General features: G+C 51.2%; 18 protein-coding genes. 9 read left to right on the plus strand and 9 right to left on the minus strand.

The genetic code is table 11. The annotated features are described in order from the left end of the window. Positions 1 to 130: 130 nt before the first annotated feature. Positions 131 to 2,161 (minus strand): alpha-amylase, encoded by a 2,031-nt coding sequence (malS, locus tag HV243_RS00835; protein WP_053388706.1) that lies wholly within the window; start codon positions 2,159 to 2,161, stop codon positions 131 to 133. A gap of 316 nt (positions 2,162 to 2,477) precedes the next feature. Here malS and HV243_RS00840 point away from each other — a divergent pair, with 316 nt between their 5' ends. Beyond that, positions 2,478 to 3,302 carry a protein bax gene (locus HV243_RS00840; protein WP_016154930.1) on the plus strand — a complete coding sequence of 275 codons (825 nt, stop codon included), beginning with the start codon at positions 2,478 to 2,480 and terminating at the stop codon, positions 3,300 to 3,302. A 42-nt stretch (positions 3,303 to 3,344) separates the two neighbouring features. Here the strand turns inward: HV243_RS00840 and xylR are convergent, their stop codons facing one another. From xylR to xylF, 4 genes are all read right to left on the minus strand, one after another. Beyond that, positions 3,345 to 4,523 (minus strand): D-xylose utilization transcriptional activator XylR, encoded by a 1,179-nt coding sequence (gene xylR / locus HV243_RS00845; RefSeq protein WP_016154929.1) that lies wholly within the window; start codon positions 4,521 to 4,523, stop codon positions 3,345 to 3,347. A gap of 80 nt (positions 4,524 to 4,603) precedes the next feature. Next, positions 4,604 to 5,785, minus strand: a complete 1,182-nt coding sequence (gene xylH, locus HV243_RS00850; protein ID WP_016154928.1) for a xylose ABC transporter permease XylH — start codon at positions 5,783 to 5,785, stop codon at positions 4,604 to 4,606. Beyond that, on the minus strand, positions 5,763 to 7,304 hold the full coding sequence (locus HV243_RS00855) for a xylose ABC transporter ATP-binding protein (protein WP_053388705.1): 1,542 nt from the start codon (positions 7,302 to 7,304) through the stop codon (positions 5,763 to 5,765). The genes xylH and HV243_RS00855 overlap by 23 nt, the downstream gene beginning before the upstream one ends. Before the next feature lie 109 nt (positions 7,305 to 7,413). Continuing rightward, on the minus strand, positions 7,414 to 8,406 hold the full coding sequence (gene xylF / locus HV243_RS00860) for a D-xylose ABC transporter substrate-binding protein (RefSeq protein WP_016154926.1): 993 nt from the start codon (positions 8,404 to 8,406) through the stop codon (positions 7,414 to 7,416). Positions 8,407 to 8,771: 365 nt separating this feature from the next. Here xylF and xylA point away from each other — a divergent pair, with 365 nt between their 5' ends. The 4 genes from xylA to yiaA all read left to right on the plus strand — a co-directional run bounded on the left by xylA (position 8,772) and on the right by yiaA (position 12,593). Then, complete coding sequence (gene xylA, locus HV243_RS00865; protein WP_016154925.1) at positions 8,772 to 10,094, plus strand: xylose isomerase; 1,323 nt, start codon at positions 8,772 to 8,774, stop codon at positions 10,092 to 10,094. Between the two features lie 71 nt (positions 10,095 to 10,165). Next, positions 10,166 to 11,620, plus strand: a complete 1,455-nt coding sequence (gene xylB, locus HV243_RS00870) for a xylulokinase (protein ID WP_053388704.1) — start codon at positions 10,166 to 10,168, stop codon at positions 11,618 to 11,620. A 166-nt stretch (positions 11,621 to 11,786) separates the two neighbouring features. Further along, entirely contained in the window at positions 11,787 to 12,155 is a 369-nt protein-coding gene (gene yiaB, locus HV243_RS00875; protein ID WP_047415855.1) for an inner membrane protein YiaB, read from the plus strand. Then, positions 12,156 to 12,593: an inner membrane protein YiaA gene (yiaA, locus tag HV243_RS00880; RefSeq protein WP_016154922.1), complete on the plus strand. Its 438-nt coding sequence runs from the start codon at positions 12,156 to 12,158 to the stop codon at positions 12,591 to 12,593. Between the two features lie 40 nt (positions 12,594 to 12,633). Here the strand turns inward: yiaA and HV243_RS00885 are convergent, their stop codons facing one another. Continuing rightward, positions 12,634 to 13,629, minus strand: a complete 996-nt coding sequence (locus tag HV243_RS00885) for an acyltransferase (protein ID WP_046275799.1) — start codon at positions 13,627 to 13,629, stop codon at positions 12,634 to 12,636. 173 nt (positions 13,630 to 13,802) lie between these two features. On the opposite strand from HV243_RS00885, the gene HV243_RS00890 reads away from it, so the two are divergent. The 3 genes from HV243_RS00890 to glyS all read left to right on the plus strand — a co-directional run bounded on the left by HV243_RS00890 (position 13,803) and on the right by glyS (position 17,197). Beyond that, positions 13,803 to 14,111 carry a YsaB family lipoprotein gene (locus HV243_RS00890; RefSeq protein ID WP_016154920.1) on the plus strand — a complete coding sequence of 103 codons (309 nt, stop codon included), beginning with the start codon at positions 13,803 to 13,805 and terminating at the stop codon, positions 14,109 to 14,111. A 95-nt stretch (positions 14,112 to 14,206) separates the two neighbouring features. Then, positions 14,207 to 15,118, plus strand: coding sequence for a glycine--tRNA ligase subunit alpha (glyQ, locus tag HV243_RS00895; RefSeq protein ID WP_001168551.1), 912 nt, complete (start codon positions 14,207 to 14,209; stop codon positions 15,116 to 15,118). A 9-nt stretch (positions 15,119 to 15,127) separates the two neighbouring features. Continuing rightward, positions 15,128 to 17,197: a glycine--tRNA ligase subunit beta gene (glyS, locus tag HV243_RS00900; protein WP_053388703.1), complete on the plus strand. Its 2,070-nt coding sequence runs from the start codon at positions 15,128 to 15,130 to the stop codon at positions 17,195 to 17,197. Positions 17,198 to 17,260: 63 nt separating this feature from the next. Here glyS and cueP read toward each other — a convergent pair whose 3' ends face one another. From cueP to HV243_RS00915, 3 genes are all read right to left on the minus strand, one after another. After that, the gene (gene cueP, locus HV243_RS00905) at positions 17,261 to 17,800 is read right to left on the minus strand and encodes a copper-binding periplasmic metallochaperone CueP (RefSeq protein ID WP_016157727.1); all 540 of its coding nucleotides are present in this window, start codon (positions 17,798 to 17,800) and stop codon (positions 17,261 to 17,263) included. A 188-nt stretch (positions 17,801 to 17,988) separates the two neighbouring features. Then, on the minus strand, positions 17,989 to 18,201 hold the full coding sequence (cspA, locus tag HV243_RS00910; RefSeq protein ID WP_000014594.1) for an RNA chaperone/antiterminator CspA: 213 nt from the start codon (positions 18,199 to 18,201) through the stop codon (positions 17,989 to 17,991). Between the two features lie 279 nt (positions 18,202 to 18,480). Further along, positions 18,481 to 18,771 carry an HTH-type transcriptional regulator gene (locus HV243_RS00915; protein WP_016157726.1) on the minus strand — a complete coding sequence of 97 codons (291 nt, stop codon included), beginning with the start codon at positions 18,769 to 18,771 and terminating at the stop codon, positions 18,481 to 18,483. A 380-nt stretch (positions 18,772 to 19,151) separates the two neighbouring features. On the opposite strand from HV243_RS00915, the gene HV243_RS00920 reads away from it, so the two are divergent. Then, positions 19,152 to 19,862 (plus strand): DUF3053 domain-containing protein, encoded by a 711-nt coding sequence (locus HV243_RS00920; protein WP_016154915.1) that lies wholly within the window; start codon positions 19,152 to 19,154, stop codon positions 19,860 to 19,862. Positions 19,863 to 19,880: the final 18 nt, after the last annotated feature.

Raw genomic sequence — 19,880 nt, forward strand, 5'->3', positions numbered from 1 at the left:
CTACCCATGGCAGGGTGCAAATCAGGGGTATCAGGCCGGATTGAGATTTTGTGCTACTGATTTTTATTTGGCTGGTTTTTAATGTTGAGTAAAGCTTCCCGCTGCGTGCACAGCGAGAAGCCTGCCGGGATCAGGGCTGACCGGCCCACACCACCATCACCTTATCGTCGCCATGCTCACGAATAAATCCGTATCCCTGCGTCAGCGGCAGCGTGATTTGTTTACCGGCGCCAATGGCGGGATGCCTGGCCCTGAACTGACTGATTCGCTGCCAGTGGGCGACGCTGGCGGCAGATTTCCCGGTCACATCCTGCCAGTTCATCTCTGAGCGCGTACCCTGTAATGGGTCTGAGCCGGTTGGGCCAAAGGGGCGGGCCGACTCGTCGCCATAAAAGAGTTGAACCGCGCCAGGTGCCAGCAGCAATAGCTCGGCGCCGTTGTCTCCACCTTCGCGGAACAGACGTGTATCGTGCGAGGAGAGATAGCTCAGGACGTTGAAGTTCTGCAATTTATCCGCCATCTGCTGCCAGGTGGGGTCCATATTTGCCAGACAATCGACGGCCTTTGCCGCCTGCTCCTGGTAGTCGAAATTGATCATCGCATCGAAGCCGTGACGGTAATAGTCGCTTTGCATCACACCGTGACCCCAGGCCTCGCCAGTCATCCAGAAGGGGTTATCATCCAGCGCTTTTTCCGGATTGGCTTTCTTCCATTCGACCAGCGCCGCGCTGGCTTGTGTTTTTAGCTGCTGCCAGGCGGGAAGCTCGACGTGTTTAGCGGTGTCAACCCGAAATCCGTCAATTCCATAATCACGCACCCACTGACTGAGCCAGTGCGTCAGATAATCCCGGGGCGTGTAACCGGCGATGGCTTTGGCGTGCGTATCCGGCTTGTGCTGATAAAAGTTTGGCAGCCCGGAAGGCGTGGTGGATTCGGTTTTCAGATCGGGCAGGAAGGCCAGCGACATCGTCAGGTCGTCAAAGCCAGGATTGTCGTAATCGCCAATATCGGTGCGGACCCAGTTTTTTCCCCACCATTTTTCCCAGCCAGCTTTATCGCTAAAGTTGATGTAATCATTGAAACTGTGCCAGCTTTGCCCGGCGGCTGGCTGCCAGTCCGTCCAGCGTTCCCCGAGCGTTTTTTTCAGCTCATCGCCCGATAGGTACAGTGCCCCAAACTGATACTCCTGCATATCCGCCAGCGTGGCGTAGCCGGTATGGTTCATCACCACATCAAACAAGACACGGATGCCGCGCTGGTGTGCGCCATCAACCAGCGCACGCAGGTCCGCTTCGTTTCCCATATTGGCGTCAAGCGTGGTCCAGTCCTGGGTGTAGTAGCCGTGGTAAGCGTAGTGGGGGAAGTCCCCTTTGGTGCCACCTCCGACCCAGCCGTGGATTTGCTCAAACGGCGCGCTGATCCACAGGGCGTTGACGCCTAACTGTTGCAGGTAGTCGAGTTTGCTGGCGAGCCCGCGCAAATCGCCACCGTGGAACGTGCCAATTTCCTGCATGCCGTCGTTGCGACGCCCATAGCTGTGGTCGTTACTCGGATCGCCATTCACAAAGCGGTCCGTCAGGACGAAATACACCGTGGCGTTATGCCAGTCGAAAGCAGCGGGGGCATCGGTTTCCGCCCGTTCCAGTAGCAACAGCCCGTTACTGGTTGCGGCGGGCTGTAGGGTAATCGACCCGTTTTTTACCGTTGCCGTTTGCTGGCTGTAGAAATCACGCACCACTGCACCTTCCGGGAAGGTCTGGCTCACGTCCAGCGTTAATGGTGAACCGTCCCATTTCGGGCATTGGCGAATCTGGGTGGTGACGGTGTCCTTAGCACTTTTTACCAACAGCATCAGCGTCGGCGTACCGGAGCGGGTATCGATTTCCAGCGTGTAATCGCCGTCTTTGAATAAACGCCACTGTGGCGGCGCGCCTTCACAAGGTTTTAGCGACAGCATCTGGTTGAGTTTTATCGCATCAGCAGGCTGCCAGCACTGTTGGTCAAAATTCAGGGTTAAAGGACGGGTACCCTTCGTCAACGCTGCATGGCTGACGAATTTACCCGTACCTTCCGCTTCGAAGGTGGGAAGTCCTTGAGACGTCCATGATGAGGCGATGGCAATGCCGGGCATTAGCGCCAGCGCAACGGCGGCAAGTTTCATAGTGCTGTCCTTGATGCTGCGATTTTCGCCAGTTTGCCAGTGAAATCAGGCCGGAAACTCCTCCTTTGAGTTGATTCCGCCAGGAGGAGAAGTGAGGGTGAGCGATCGCGCGCAAAAAATGAACTTATTTTGCGATAACCTCCACATTTTCTTCGAATTAATGGCACCCAGAACTGTTAATACGTGACATAGTTTCAGAATTGGACTATTCCTGAGGGTGCTCTTGACGGCTATTTTTGATATGATTTGAGATTCATCTCTCATTTTTGTGAAAAATATAAGGTGTTGGAATGTATAAATCCGACCAGGAGACCTAATGATATTGACTCCCATTCGACGATATGGGGCAATGATTCTTATGTTACTCACCGTTGCATTTTCGGGTGAGGTGCTGGCAAAGACACACACGGCGACAACGAGTCACAAGCCCCAGATAACCAAGGCAAGTAATAAACAGGTTAGCAGTAAACAAGAGTATTCTCGCAATAGTGCAAAGAGTAGTTCACTTCCTGATTTGCGAAAATACCCTTCCGGAACACCAAGGAAAAAAGCGTTTCTCCGGACAGTTATGCCTTATATTACCAGTCAAAATGCTGCCATTACGGCGGACCGTAACTGGCTGATTTCAAAACAGTACCAGAACCGCTGGTCACCGACTGAGCGTACGCGTATGAAAGACATCGCGAAGCGCTACAAGGTGAACTGGTCTGGTAACACGCGTAAAATTCCGTGGAATACGCTGCTTGAGCGTGTAGACATTATCCCGACCAGTATGGTGGCAACCATGGCTGCGGCAGAAAGCGGCTGGGGTACGTCGAAGCTGGCGCGGAGCAACAACAACCTGTTTGGCATGAAATGTGGCAAGGGTCGTTGTAACAATGCACCGGGTAAGGTGAAAGGCTACTCACAGTTTGAATCAGTGAAAGAGTCGGTGAATGCTTACGTCATTAATTTGAATACGCATCCGGCCTACTCTTCCTTCCGTAAGTCACGTGCGCAGTTGCGTAAAGCCGATCAGGAAGTCACCGCCACCGCGATGATTCATAAGCTGAAGGGTTATTCCACTAAGGGACAGAGTTATAACAACTATCTGTTCGCAATGTATCAGGACAACCAGCGTTTAATCGCCGCGCATATGTAATTTCGAGTGCCGGATGGCGACTTCGCCCTCCGGCTATCATCCTTATAGCAACACTTCACTGTTCACATCGCGATACTCTTTTGGCGTCGTGTCGTACTCTTTCTTGAATACCGAATAGAAATACTGCAGAGACGGATAGCCGCACATCTGTGAAATTTCGTTGATTGAAAGCGTGGTAGAAATCAACAGACTGCGCGCCTTTTCCAGCTTTTCGGCATGAATCACGGCGTGAATGGTCTCTCCGACCTCTTCTTTAAAGCGCTTCTCCAGATTCGAACGTGAAATCCCTACTGAGTCCAACACTTGATCAACCTTGATACCTTTGCAGGCATGGTTGCGAATGTAATGCATCGCCTGAATAACGGCAGGATCGGTAAGTGAACGATAATCTGTAGACTGACGCGCAACAACGCGTACAGGAGGAACCAGAATGCGCTGTAAGGGTATCTCTTCGTGAGCCAGCAGGCGGTGAAGTAGTTTGGCTGCCTGATACCCCATTTGTCTGGCCCCCTGAGCGACGGAGGACAAGGCGACTCGTGACAGATAACGGGTCAGCTCTTCGTTATCGATACCAATGACGCACAGTTTTTCCGGTACCGGAATATGCAGATGTTCACAGGCCTGCAGAACGTGCCGCGCACGTGCGTCGGTGACGGCGATAATCCCAGTTTGTGGAGGTAAGGTTTGCAGCCAGTCCGCCAGCCTATTTTGCGCGTGCTGCCAGTTCTCCGGCGCGGTTTCCAGCCCCTGATAGACGACGCCGCGGTACTTCTCTTTGGCAACCAACTGGCAAAACGCATATTCACGTTCTGCGGCCCAGCGTTTACCGCTTGAAGCCGGAAGACCATAAAATGCAAAGCGGTTAATCCCTTTCTCTTTCAGATGCAGGAAAGCGCTTTCAACCAAAGCATGGTTGTCGGTGGCAATGTAATGTACTGGTGGATAATCTTGCTGCAGATGGTAGGAACCCCCAACGCCAATGATCGGAACATCCACATCGACAAGTAATTGCGCAATATCATCATCGTCATAATCGGCAATAACGCCGTCGCCTAACCACTCTTTAATGTTATCAATGCGAGCACGAAAATCTTCTTCTATGAAGATATCCCACTCCGATTGCGACGCTTGCAGATACTCGCCAACCCCTTCAACCACCTGACGGTCGTAGGCTTTATTGGCATTAAATAACAACGTAATACGATGACGTTTATAAAACATGGTTCTTTTCCTGCTGAATCATGTAGAAAAGACAATGCCGGTTGCATTAACCGGCATTGAGATACACCCACTTCTTAAATTCAGGAACGACGTTTGGTTGCTGAGTCCATCCATACCGCCAACAACAATATCGCTCCTTTCACTATGTATTGCCAGAAGGTGGGGACGTCCATCATACTCATTCCATTATCGAGAGAAGCCATAATAAATGCGCCCATGACGGCGCCAGCAACACTCCCGACCCCTCCCGCCAGGCTGGTTCCCCCGATGACACATGCGGCAATGGCATCCAGTTCTGCAATGTTCCCTGCGGAAGGGGAACCTGCGCCAAGCCGGGAGCTAAGAATGAGCCCGGCAATGGCGACCATCAAACCATTAATAGCGAAGACGGCAAGTTTGGTGCGTTCAACGTTGATACCTGAAAGGCGGGCGGCTTCCAGATTCCCGCCAATGGCGTAAATTCTCCGACCGAATGCAGTGCGCGTGGCCATAAACATCCCACCGAGCAGCAGCAGCGTCAGCAGCAGGACGGGCGTTGGAACACCACGATAATCGTTTAATAGCCAGATTGCCCCTAAGACGACAATGGCTGTGAATGCCTGGCGACCCACAGCCGACGTTGATGCGGGAGTGGCAAGTCCTAACGCCTGGCGACGCATACGGCCTCGCCATTGCCAGCCAACAAACGCCATTAAGCCGAGAGCACCGATGACAAAGCCTGTGCCATCAGACAAGTAGCTCTGACCAATCTGAGACATTGCTGCGCTGGTGGGTGATACGGTGGTGCCGTTGGTGATGCCAATCAGAATACCGCGGAAAGCCAGCATTCCCGCAAGGGTGACGATAAACGACGGAACCTTGCGGTAAGCAACCCACCATCCATTCCATGCCCCGAGGAGCAATCCCAGAGTCAGGGTCACGATCACCGTCAGCGGTAAAGGCCAGCCTAGCCAAACATCGCAGATCGCCGCTACGCCGCCCAATAATCCCATCATGGAACCGACAGAGAGATCGATTTCAGCGGAAATGATCACAAACACCATACCCACGGCAAGAATACCGGTAATCGCAGTCTGTCGAAGCAGGTTCGAGACATTACGTGCGCTCAGGTATGCGCCATCAGTGGTCCACGTGAAAAACAGCATAATCACGATAATCGCCGCAATCATGACGAAGACTTGCAAGTTAAGCGATTTTATTGCTGGGAAACCACCTGTGATAGAGGGAGAAAGTTTCGCTTCAGACGGATTGTTTTTCGACATGATGTTCGCTCCTTAATGCGGCTTCCATCACCTGCTCCTGAGTCAGGTTATGATTTACCAGGTTAGCTTTCAGTTTTCCTTCATGCATCACGAGGATGCGATCGCTTAGTCCGAGCACTTCAGGTAATTCAGAGGAGATGACAATCACGGCAATGCCTTCCTGGACGAGCTGGTTGATGAGTTTGTAGATTTCATATTTGGCGCCGATATCAATACCCCTGGTGGGTTCATCAAGAATGAGAATCCGGGGATTTAACAGGAGGCAACGCGCGAGAATCGCTTTTTGCTGATTCCCTCCGCTCAGACGCCCGATCGCAAGGTCGGGGGACGATGTTTTTACTTTGAGCTGTTGAAGCGATTCCAGAATGCATTTTTGTTCAGCGGCATCATCAAGATGGCTCATGCTCCCGGTAAATTTATCGAGTGCAGCCAGTGTGATATTTTTCCCCACAGCCATCACCGGAACAATGCCATCTTTTTTTCTGTCTTCAGGCACCATGGCGATGCCATGAGCAATAGCTTGCTGGCAGTTATGGATATGCACCTGAGTGCCTTCAATAAAAATCTTTCCCTCCCAACGACCAGACCAGACGCCAAACAGACACTGTACGGCTTCGGTACGTCCTGCACCGACGAGTCCGGCAATGCCGAGAATTTCGCCCTGCTTGAGTGAGAAAGAAATGTCGTTGACGCGTTTTATATGGCGATTGACGGGATGCCAGGCTGTCAGATTCTCAACCCGTAAAATCTCTTCTCCCGTGGTATGAGGCTCGCTGGGGTAAAGTGCGGTGAGCTCACGACCAACCATCATGGTGATAATATCGTCTTCAGTCATGTTGGTCGCATCGCGTGTGCCGATGTGTTTACCGTCGCGAATAACGCAAATGGTATTCGAGATGGCCTTAACTTCATTCAATTTGTGTGAAATATAAATGCAGGCGATATCATGCTGTTGTAGGTCACGTATAATATTCAGCAGTATTGCAGTTTCCTGCTCGGTGAGGGAGGCCGTTGGTTCATCCAGAATAAGTAAGCGGACCTGCTTATTCAGCGCTTTTGCAATTTCTACCAGCTGTTGTTGCCCTAATCCTAAATCGCCCACGCGCGTATCTGGCGAAATAGACAAACTGACCTGATCGAGTAATTTTTGACAGCGTAACGTCATCATCTCGTAATCAAGAACGCCGTTACGGGTCATTTCGTTACCGAGGAAAATATTTTCCAGTATTGTTAACTCTTTCACCAGGGCTAATTCCTGGTGGATGATCGCAATACCCTTACGTTCGGTATCACGAATATGGCTGGCACGGATGGCTTCGCCAGCAAAAATGATCTCGCCTTCGTAGGTTCCATGCGGGTAAATTCCGCACAGAACTTTCATCAGCGTCGATTTACCCGAACCATTTTCACCGCATAATGAAATAATTTCGCCAGCATTGATCCTAAGGCTAACGTTATCAACCGCCTTCACTACGCCGAATGTCTTGGTAATGTTTTTCATTTCAAGAAGATATGGCATAACTGCTCCACATAAGCCAATAAGAGAACCCTGCGTGGACATTCACGTTTATCCGTGGCGAATTTGACACCACGTTTTATTGCCCTCTGATTTGCAGAGGGCACATGGCTTACAGATCGCTTTTCTTGTGGAATCCGTCTTTAATGACGGTCTCGTTAATATTATCTTTGTTAACATCAATAGGTGTGAGTAGTCGGGAAGGGACATCTTTCAGGCCATTATTCAGCGAAGTATCTGCTTTAGGCTGTTGATCATTTCCCAGTTCGACGGCGATTTCCGCAGCGGTATTTGCGAGCAATGTAATAGGTTTATAAACCGTCATGGTTTGAGTCCCGGCGACAATGCGCTTGATGCCTGCAAGGTCTGCATCTTGTCCGGAAATAGCGACTTTTCCTGATAATCCTTGCGCACTCAGCGCCTGAATCGCACCGCCAGCTGTGGCGTCATTTGAGGCAACTACTGCGTCAATTTTGTTATTGTTGGCGGTTAGCGCATTTTCCATAATCTTCAACGCATTCTCCGGTAACCAGCCGTCAACCCATTGATCGCCCACCACCTTAATTTTTCCGCTGTCGATATAAGGTTTTAATACTTTCATTTGTCCAGCGCGGAACAGCTTCGCGTTGTTATCAACGGGTGAGCCACCCATCAGGAAATAATTCCCTTCGGGAACAATATTGACTAATGATTGAGCCTGTAATTCACCTACTTTTTCATTATCGAAAGAGATATAAAAATCGATGTCAGCATCATTGATCATGCGATCGTAAGCCAGCACCTTGATCCCTTCTTGTTTTGCTTCTTTGATAACATTGCTTAATACCTGGCCGTTGTAAGGGATTATCACAAGGACATCCACGCCCCGGTTTATCATGTTTTCAATCTGCGACATTTGGGTTTCTTCATTACCATTCGCCGATTGTACAAATACTTTCGCACCAAGCGATTCAGCTTTGTTGACGAAAATATCGCGATCTTTCTGCCAGCGTTCCAGGCGGAGATCATCAATCGCCATACCGATTTTTACTTCTTTGGCATGACCTGCGACACTGGTGAGTAAAAGGGATGTGCAAACAGCAAGTAAAATGTTCTTCATCTTCATAATCGTGATGCCTTTTGTAGGGGGGAAACAGCAGTAAAAGTAACAATCACAGCATAAGACGTAGCAGAGTTTTAACAGGTAACGGCGGGAAGGCAATTATAGATTTTTATCTTCCAATTACGTTTTTTGGTTTATTTCTTGATTTATGACCGGGATCGTATTTTAAATGATTCGTTACCTGGGTTGCATTTAAGTTTGATAAGTAACAATTTTTAAATTGTTCAGATTTTATTTTGAGAAGTAGCGCACACTTGTGAATTATCTCAATGGCAGTATGAAATAACATAATTGAGCAATAGGTGGGGAGTGCCCAATATTACGACATTATCCATCACCCGCCGCATTACCTGATTATGGAGTTCATTATGCCAGCCTATTTTGACCAGCTTGAGCGCGTTCGTTATGAAGGCACCAAATCAACTAATCCATTAGCATTTCGCCACTACAACTCTGATGAGTTAGTGTTAGGCAAGCGTATGGAAGATCACCTGCGGTTTGCTGCCTGCTACTGGCACACTTTCTGCTGGAATGGTGCAGATATGTTTGGTGTTGGTGCATTTAATCGCCCGTGGCAGCAGCCCGGTGAAGCGCTGGAATTAGCGAAGCGCAAGGCGGACGTGGCGTTCGAGTTTTTCCACAAGCTGAACGTGCCCTACTACTGCTTCCATGACGTGGATGTCTCGCCGGAAGGTGCGTCGCTGAAAGAGTACAAAAACAATTTTGCGCAGATGGTTGATGTACTGGCGGCAAAACAGGAGCAGAGCGGCGTGAAGCTGCTGTGGGGAACGGCAAACTGCTTCACCAACCCACGTTACGGCGCGGGCGCGGCCACGAACCCGGATCCGGAAGTGTTCAGCTGGGCCGCCACGCAGGTGGTTACGGCTATGGATGCCACGCATAAATTAGGCGGTGAAAACTACGTTCTGTGGGGCGGTCGTGAAGGCTATGAAACGCTGCTGAATACCGATCTGCGGCAGGAACGTGAGCAAATTGGTCGCTTCATGCAACTGGTCGTGGAACACAAACACAAAACCGGTTTCCAGGGCACTTTGCTTATCGAGCCGAAGCCGCAGGAACCGACCAAGCACCAGTACGATTACGATGCGGCGACCGTATACGGATTCCTCAAGCAGTTCGGTCTGGAAAAAGAGATCAAACTGAATATCGAAGCCAACCACGCCACGCTGGCGGGTCACTCGTTCCATCACGAAATCGCCACCGCTATCGCACTGGGCCTGTTTGGCTCTGTCGATGCCAACCGTGGGGACGCGCAACTGGGCTGGGATACTGACCAGTTCCCGAACAGCGTAGAAGAGAATGCGTTGGTGATGTACGAAATCCTGAAAGCCGGCGGCTTCACCACCGGTGGCCTGAACTTCGATGCCAAGGTTCGTCGTCAGAGTACCGATAAATACGATCTGTTCTATGGTCATATTGGCGCGATGGATACCATGGCGCTGTCGCTGAAAATTGCGGCGCGTATGATTGAAGACGGTGGTCTGGATCAGCGCGTGGCTAAACGTTATGCCGGTTGGAATGGTGAGCTGGGCCAGCAAATTCTGAAAGGGCAGATGACGCTGACGGAAATTGCGCAGTACGCTGAACAACACAACCTGGCGCCAGTGCACCAGAGCGGTCATCAGGAATTGCTGGAAAATCTGGTGAACCATTATTTGTTCGACAAATAACGGGTCTCTGAGCATGTCCGTAAGCCCGGTCAGCTCGCGCGACCGGGCCTTTCTTTAAGGAACGATGCCCTATGTATATCGGGATAGATCTTGGCACATCAGGCGTAAAGGCCATTCTGCTCAATGAGCAGGGCGATGTGGTCGCTTCGCAAACAGAGAAACTCACCGTTTCGCGCCCGCACCCGTTATGGTCAGAACAAGACCCAGAACAGTGGTGGCTGGCAACGGATCGCGCTGTGAAAGCCCTGGGTCGGCAGCATTCACTTCGCGAGGTGAAAGCGTTGGGAATTGCCGGACAGATGCACGGCGCGACGCTACTGGATGCACAACAGAAGGTATTACGCCCGGCTATCCTGTGGAACGATGGTCGCTGCGCCGAAGAGTGCGTCATGCTGGAGAGCCTGGTTCCGCAGTCTCGTGCCATCACCGGCAACCTGATGATGCCTGGCTTTACCGCGCCAAAGCTGCTGTGGGTACAGCGCCACGAACCGGAGATTTTTAGCCGGGTTGATAAAGTCCTGCTGCCGAAAGATTACCTGCGCCTGCGTATGACCGGCGATTTCGCCAGCGATATGTCTGATGCGGCTGGTACCCTGTGGCTGGATGTTGCGAAGCGTGACTGGAGTGATGTCATGCTGGAAGCCTGTAAGCTGACTCGTGCGCATATGCCTGCGCTCTATGAAGGCAGTGAGATTACCGGAACATTGTTGCCAGCAGTCGCCAGGGCCTGGGGAATGCAGGAGGTTGCGGTGGTCGCCGGAGGCGGGGATAACGCAGCGGGGGCGGTTGGCGTGGGCATGATGAATGCCGGTCAGGCGATGCTATCGCTGGGTACTTCCGGGGTCTATTTTGCGGTCAGCGACGGCTTTCTCAGCAAACCGGAAAGCGCGGTCCATAGCTTTTGCCATGCATTGCCTGAACGATGGCACCTGATGTCCGTGATGCTAAGTGCGGCATCCTGCCTGGACTGGGCGGCAAAATTAACCGGACTGGCGAGTGTTCCTGCGTTGATAGCCGCAGCGCAACAGGCGGATGAACATGCTGAGCCGGTCTGGTTTTTACCCTATCTGTCCGGTGAACGTACGCCGCACAACAACCCGCAGGCGAAAGGCGTATTTTTCGGTCTGACGCATCAGCATGGTCCGGCGGAGCTGGCTCAGGCGGTGTTGGAAGGCGTTGGTTTTGCATTGGCTGAGGGTATGGACGTGGTACACGCCTGCGGCGTGCAGCCCTCCAGCATTACGCTGATTGGCGGCGGGGCGCGCAGCGAATACTGGCGTCAGATGCTGTCTGACATCAGCGGATTGCAGTTGGATTACCGTACCGGCGGCGATGTCGGCCCTGCTCTCGGTGCGGCGCGTCTGGCGCAAATTGCCATTAATCCGCAGCAGCCATTATCAGACCTTCTGCCTCAGCTTACGCTGGAGCAGACGCATTATCCTGATGTCGAGCGCCATGCCCTTTACCAACAGCGTCGGGAAACCTTCCGCCGAATCTATCAGCAATTACAACCGCTGATGTCCTGACCCTAAATCCCCTCTGATAAACCGAGGGGATTTATCAAATATATATTTCAATCTAATTAATAATTAGCACGCATGAATTTATTCTGAAAGTCCGGCGTAGTGACCTTTTCTGTGTTGTCTTTAGCGGGTTATTCATATTGTATCCATGATGAATAAGGAGGTCCCAATGAAGACGACAAGGCTGTTGCCATGGATATTATTCTTCTCTGGTGCATTGATTTACGTTATTGGCTTATGGCGGGCATGCCCGTTATTAAGTAGCAAAGGTTATTTTTTCGCTGTGCTAATGACGGGAATGTTTGTGACGTACGTTTATCAGCGTGCAGAAAATCTCAATCAGAACGATGAACACTTCGCCTCTGTATGTCAGATGGTGGCGCTCATCACGGTAGGGGTGCTGTTGGTGGGCGTATTGAATGTCCCATTATCACCCCTCGAAAAGGGGCTGTTCCCGCTGGCATTCATCGTATGTTTACTGGGACAAGTTTTACTCATGCGTTCAGCAGAATATTTATCTAAAGGACCGGAACTCTAAATGGAAAACAGGACATCAACTTATTCACCGGCATTTAGTATTGTGTCATGGGTCGCGCTTCTCGGCGGCATTGTGGTTTATCTGCTGGGGTTGTGGAATGCCGATATGCAGTTGAATGAAAAGGGGTATTACTTTGCTGTTTTGGTGCTTGGTTTGTTTTCTGCTGCGTCGTATCAAAAGACGGTACGGGATAAATATGAGGGGATCCCGACTACGCCGATTTACTACATAACCTGTCTTGCCGCGTTTATTATTGCGGTTGCATTGTTGGTTATCGGTTTGTGGAATGCCACGCTGCTGCTAAACGAGAAAGGGTTTTACGGCCTGGCCTTCTTTTTAAGCCTGTTTGGTACCGTTGCGGTGCAGAAAAATATCCGTGATAGTGGCTTTGAGCATCCAAAAGAAACGCTGGCAGTCGCAGACGATTTTACGGAGTGATCGTATGCCCTCGATGGTTACCGATCGAGGGCTTTTATTGTTAGCTCACCAGTCTGCGCGTATCGATGCGCTGCAACAATACAGACAACAGTAAACTTCCCGCCAGCGTGGCGCTAAAAATCCATAGCATATCCAGCGGCGGCCAGTTTTTGAGTTCTACACCGTTGGTGCGTAGCGCGTGAATGATCAGCGCATGAAAGCCATAAATACCCAAGGAGTGGCGGGAAATAAGGCCCAGTACCGGCAGAGTGCGCGTACTAAGCGTATTTTTGACCAGCGTCAGGAGGGAGGCGGCACAAATAAACACCGCCGGGCCGCAATAGAGATACCAGGTATCGGCAAAATTGCCTCGCCAACGCAATTCATGCAACGTGCCTCGAGAAATAATAAACACTGCGGTGATAAACAACGCCGCACAGAGCCAGGTAAGTGCGCGTTTGTGCGTATCCATCATACCAATCGCTCGGCCTAGCATACCGTACACGATGTAGTAGAAGGTGTCGCCACTGATGTACAGGTTGATGGGAAGCCACTCAAAACCGCCAATTTTTTGTGAGACAGTATTGGGATTGGCAATCACCCCAATCACCACCATAAGCGCCAGCAGCATCTTGCCGCTGATATTTTTTACCTGTATCAGCGGGGAAACCAGGTAGATTACGGCGATCGCGAAGAAAAACCACAGGTGATAGAACACCGGCTTTTGCAGCAGGTTTTTCAGCGACAGCTCAGCGTTGATCGAGGTAAACAGCAGGATGTAGGCCAGCGCCACGCTGCTGTAAAACAGGATGCAGAGCGCAATGCGCATGAAATGGCGCGGTTTGGCGCTGCGCTCGCCAAAAAACAGATAGCCCGAAATCATAAAGAACAACGGGACACTGACGCGAGAAGCTGAATTGAGCACATTGGCCAGATCCCAATTCAACGGGCTGACGCTTTGCGCATTGGTGATGTACCAGGTTGTGGTGTGGATCATCACAACCATGAGACAGGCTATCCCGCGCAGGTTATCAATCCAGAATATTTTGGGCTGCATCAGTTCCTCTGTATCCATTAAAAAAAGTCTGACCGAAAATTTGCGAGCGTAGCTCACTGGAAAAATCCGAGTTCTTACGCTAAAGCTTGAGATGGTCTGATGAGATTCTCAAAATAGCATCCGTTTCCAGACACTTAATAATAAGACTGACCAGCAAACCAGGCGCTAATAAAATGATGATGAAGTATTTCTTTTCCGCGATCGTTACCCTTTTACTGGTTGCGTGCGCCGACACCCAGCCGCCTGCACCCGCGCAGAAGGCGCAAAAGATCAAAGTCAGTGCAACACGTTCGCTGGATATGGAGTCACTGTGTAAAAATGAGGCGGCACAAATCTACAACACTGGTGTGCAGAAAATTGATATCTCCGGTCTGGAACAATTTCAGGGCAGCTATGAGATGCGTGGTTCTACCTTCCGTAAAGAGAGTTTTGTCTGCTCTTTTGATGCAGACGGGCAGTTTTTACACCTTTCCATGCGCTAAGTTCCCCCTTTTTCCCGTTTCGTACTGTATATCTTGCAGCCAGCGGGTATACTGACCGCTTCCTTTAAATCCACACGTATCCAGCACGAAATAATATGCAAAAGTTTGATACCAGGACCTTCCAGGGCTTGATCCTGACCTTACAGGATTACTGGGCTCGCCAGGGCTGCACCATCGTTCAACCATTGGACATGGAAGTCGGCGCGGGGACATCTCACCCAATGACCTGCCTGCGGGCGCTGGGGCCGGAACCGATGGCGACTGCTTATGTGCAGCCTTCTCGTCGTCCGACCGACGGCCGCTATGGCGAAAACCCGAACCGCTTACAGCACTACTATCAGTTCCAGGTAGTGATTAAGCCGTCTCCGGACAACATTCAGGAGCTGTACCTGGGTTCTCTGAAAGAGCTGGGTATGGACCCGACCATTCACGATATCCGTTTCGTGGAAGATAACTGGGAAAACCCAACGCTGGGTGCCTGGGGTCTGGGTTGGGAAGTGTGGCTGAACGGCATGGAAGTCACGCAGTTCACCTACTTCCAACAGGTTGGTGGTCTGGAATGTAAACCAGTGACCGGGGAAATTACCTACGGTCTGGAACGTCTGGCCATGTACATTCAGGGCGTAGACAGCGTTTACGACCTGGTCTGGAGCGACGGCCCGCTGGGTAAAACCACTTACGGCGACGTGTTCCATCAGAACGAAGTGGAGCAATCCACCTACAACTTCGAATACGCCGACGTGGACTTCCTGTTCACCTGCTTCGAGCAGTACGAGAAAGAAGCGCAGCAGCTGCTGGCGCTGGAAAATCCGCTGCCGCTGCCTGCGTATGAACGTATTCTGAAAGCCGCCCATAGCTTCAACCTGCTGGATGCGCGTAAAGCCATCTCCGTCACCGAGCGTCAGCGCTATATCCTGCGTATTCGCACCCTGACCAAAGCAGTGGCAGAAGCTTACTACGCTTCCCGTGAAGCCCTTGGCTTCCCGATGTGTAACAAAGACAAATAAGAGGCGGCCATGTCTGAGAAAACTTTTCTGGTGGAAATCGGCACTGAAGAGCTGCCACCAAAAGCACTGCGCAGCCTGGCTGAGTCCTTTGCTGCGAACTTTACCGCGGAGCTGGATAATGCTGGCATCGCGCACGGCAACGTGGAGTGGTTCGCCGCGCCGCGTCGTCTGGCGTTGAAAGTCGCTGCCCTGGCTGAAGCACAACCCGACCGTGAAGTAGAAAAACGCGGCCCGGCTATCGCCCAGGCGTTTGACGCCAGCGGTCATCCGAGCAAAGCGGCCGAAGGTTGGGCGCGTGGCTGTGGCATCACGGTTGATCAGGCTGAGCGTCTGACCACCGACAAAGGCGAGTGGCTGCTGTATCGCGCGCATGTGAAAGGCGAAAGCGCTGAAGCGTTGCTGCCGAACATGATCGCCACCTCACTGGCGAAGCTGCCGATCCCGAAACTGATGCGCTGGGGCGCGTCTGACGTTCACTTCGTGCGTCCGGTTCACACCGTGACGCTGCTGCTGGGCGATAAAGTTATTCCGGCAACTATTCTGGGTATTCAGTCCGATCGCGTGATCCGCGGACATCGCTTTATGGGCGAGCCGGAGTTCACCATCGATAATGCCGATCAGTACCCAGAAATTCTGCGTGAGCGCGGCAAAGTGATTGCGGATTACGCTGAGCGTAAAGCCAAAATCAAAGCTGATGCTGAAGACGCGGCGCGTAAAATTGGCGGCAACGCCGATCTGAGTGAAAGCCTACTGGAAGAAGTCACCTCGCTGGTGGAATGGCCGGTCGTGCTGACCGCGAAGTTCGAAGAAAAATTCCTCGCTGTTCCGTCCGAAGCGCTGGTACACACCATGAAAGGTGACCAGAAGTACTTCCCGGTATACGCGAACGACGGCAAACTGCTGCCGAACTTTATCTTCGTTGCCAACATCGAATCCAAAGACCCGCAGCAAATCATCTCCGGTAACGAGAAGGTGGTTCGTCCGCGTCTGGCGGATGCCGAATTCTTCTTCAATACTGACCGTAAAAAACGTCTGGAAGACCATCTGCCGCGTCTGCAAACCGTGCTGTTCCAACAGCAACTTGGTACGCTGCGCGACAAGACTGACCGTATCCAGGCGCTGGCGGGCTGGATTGCTGGTCAGATTGGCGCTGACGTTAACCACGCAACGCGTGCTGGCCTGCTGTCCAAGTGCGACCTGATGACCAACATGGTCTTCGAGTTCACCGATACTCAGGGCGTGATGGGCATGCACTACGCGCGTCACGATGGTGAAGCGGAAGATGTCGCTGTGGCGCTGAACGAGCAGTATCAGCCGCGTTTTGCCGGTGATGACCTGCCATCTAATCCGGTTGCCTGTGCCGTGGCGATTGCCGATAAGATGGACACCCTGGCGGGTATCTTCGGTATCGGTCAGCATCCAAAAGGCGACAAAGACCCGTTTGCGCTGCGTCGTGCCGCGCTGGGCGTATTGCGTATCATCGTTGAGAAGAACTTGAATCTGGATCTACAAACGTTGACCGAAGAAGCGGTTCGTCTGTATGGCGACAAGCTGACTAACGCCAACGTGGTGGATGATGTGATCGACTTTATGCTCGGTCGCTTCCGCGCCTGGTATCAGGATGAAGGTTACACCGTCGATACCATTCAGGCAGTACTGGCGCGTCGTCCGACTCGTCCGGCTGATTTCGACGCACGTATGAAGGCGGTTTCGCACTTCCGTACGCTGGAAGCCGCGTCCGCGCTGGCTGCAGCGAACAAGCGTGTATCGAACATCCTGGCGAAGTCTGAAGAGACGCTGAATGACCGCGTAAATTCGGCAACGCTGAAAGAGCCGGAAGAAATTGCGCTGGCGCTGCAGGTTGTGGTGCTGCGCGATAAGCTGGAGCCTGTCTTTGCAACTGGTCGTTACCAGGAAGCGCTGGTTGAGTTGGCGGAACTGCGTGAACCGGTTGATGCGTTCTTCGAGAAAGTGATGGTCAACGTGGAAGATAAAGATCTGCGTATTAACCGTCTGTCTATGCTCGCAAAACTGCGCGAACTGTTCCTGCGCGTAGCGGATATTTCTCTGCTGCAGTAACGCTCCTGAGCTGACTTAGAAAAGCCGGATAAGCATTGTGCCATCCGGCTTTTTTGTATGTAGTTAGCGCAGCTGTAATTTTGTCAGACAGGTCTGGCTGTCTTCCATCGTCTTGATGGGATACTCTGCCGTTTTACCGTTGTAACTTACCGCGATTGTGCCTGCCATATTGCGCGGTAGCCATACCCCGACGAAGCCATTTCGACCACTCTTCATCACTTTTTGTACCACCACCTCACCCTTGTTATCCGTCACTTTGACATTGAATGCCTTCTCCGGCATTTCGCCCTGGCAGCCAGAAAGGCTGTGGTTGAAGCAAGGATGTGTTTGCCATTCATAAGGGGCAAATGACAGATAGAACTTGTCACCGAGCGGTAGGGTATAAATCTGATCGCCCGAAGAGAGCTTCAGTTCGGTACTGGTGATAGATGCTGAGTACGGCAGCGGGCGGTTCTGTGGCGACTGGTCAATGGTCTCGACGATTTGCTCGACGGATTTACCGCTGAGCCCGTGTTCCGCCAGAAAAGCAGCTTCCGGAGTTGCTGCGAACGCGCTAGCGGTAGTGAGCAAACCTAAAACCAGCAGCAGTGAGGATTTCGACATAGCTTCAATTCCTTGTGAATATTGTGGAATACAGACTGGCTCACTATAAAGCTTGCCCTTAGGGAAAGGTCAAAGGGAGGACGGGTAAAGTAATGCAAAGAAGCGTTTGGGCGGGGAGTCTTGCGAAGTACAGATAAAAAAAAATCCCCGCCGTTTGGCAGGGATTCAGAATTTTGAGCTTATTAAGCTTACAGGCTGGTTACGTTGCCAGCTGCCGGGCCTTTAGCGCCGCTTTCGATGGTGAAGGAAACTTTCTGACCTTCGTCCAGAGATTTGTAGCCATCGTTCTGGATAGCAGAGAAGTGTACGAACACGTCTTTAGAGCCATCGTCAGGAGTGATGAAGCCGAAACCTTTGTCAGCGTTGAACCATTTTACGATACCAGTCATTTTACCGGACATAGTGTATTACCTTTTAAAAAATAAGTGTGCCTTTCGGCGATATGGCGTGCTTTACAGATTTTTTAACAGTAAAGGAAATGCTCACTACGAAGGGTATCAACGATAACTCTTGAAGGGACTTGCCTTACTAACTGCTGTAATGGTCTGTACGTCAAACCGTTGAGGGCATTAACTCATTTTACGCATGTGGATGCAACTACTATTTTCTTTTTTGTGGATAACCTCCTTAAGGGAACGGCCCTTTTACAGGACCGTTCATAAGTAAAATTGAAAAATAGTTCAATCCATCAGTTGTTTACTTAATCTTGGGTCTGCCTGAATCAGGCGCATTAACTTCAATTCGGTATTGGAAGGCTTTACGCGTTTAGACTCCCATTCATGAACCGTCGCGACCGTCACGCCCATCACCCGGGCAAAATCATCTGTTTTTAAACCTGTCCCTCGTCGTAGCTGTTCAAATTCGGTGAAAGGGTTGGTTTTTTGCGTCAGAGTAACCGTCTGCGATACATCTTTAAAAACAATCTGCTCCAGACTGCTCAGCAGTTCAAACATAGGATCTTTGTATTCCATTGAGAACTCCTACAAATCACACAGCGGGATCGTGAATTTCATCGAAGCTCATTAAGAGTAGTCGGAAAAAATGAAGCCGGATTTTAGGTTTGTGTGATGGATTCGTTTCAGCGGATCGGGGTCGACAATCTTTTGCAGGCTAACGAACTGATAAAGGTCGGGATCTGCGAACGATCGATCCCAATTGTAAAGATGACTAAAATATGACGTCGTGTGGTAAATGGCGCATTGTGTAGCAAAACGATGGGTGGCGGGAGCGGTTATTTTCCCCCACAAGATTACGCGGAAAGGGTATCTTGCGGGGCTGACCTGGACTATCCTTGTCAACGTCAGGCACGCGGGTGTCGTTGTGCGCATTTTTGGGTGAAAGGAGTATTAAAATGGCGACAGGTAAGTCCTGCTCTCGCTGGTTTGCGCCTGTTTTGGCGCTCTTAATGGTAGTTGGCCTGAGTGGGTGTTTTGATAAAGAAGGCGATCAACGCAAAGCGTTTATCGATTTTCTGCAGAATACTGCAATGCGTAGCGGAGAGCGTTTACCAACGCTGACCGCCGATCAGAAAAAACAGTTTGGCCCGTTTGTGTCCGATTACGCGATTCTGTATGGCTATTCGCAGCAGGTTAATCAGGCAATGGACTCCGGTCTGCGCCCGGTGGTTGATAGCGTAAATGCGATTCGTGTTCCTCAGGATTATGTGACTCAGCGTGAACCGCTGCGTCAGGCAAATGGTGCGTTGGGTGTATTAGGGCAACAGTTGCAGAATGCGAAACTGCAGGCAGATGCTGCGCATGGCGCGCTGAAGCAGGGCGAGGATCTGAAGCCGGTCTTTGACCAGGTCTACAATAAAGTCGTCACTGTACCTTCAGAGGCGCTACAGCCGCTGATCCCTGCCGCGCAAATCTTCACGCAGCAGTTAGTACAGGTCGGTGATTTTGTGGCACAGCAGGATACGCAGGTGAGCTTTGTCGCTAACGGTATTCAGTTCCCAACTTCACAGCAGGCAAGTCAGTACAACACGCTGATTGGCCCGTTGGCCTCTCAGCATCAGGCATTTAATCAGGCCTGGACTGCTGCGGTGAATGCCGCTCAGTAATGAAGGCGCTGTAATACA

Origin of the sequence: Citrobacter sp. RHBSTW-00599 (assembly GCF_013784065.1) — a bacterium.
Lineage (GTDB): Bacteria > Pseudomonadota > Gammaproteobacteria > Enterobacterales > Enterobacteriaceae > Citrobacter > Citrobacter braakii.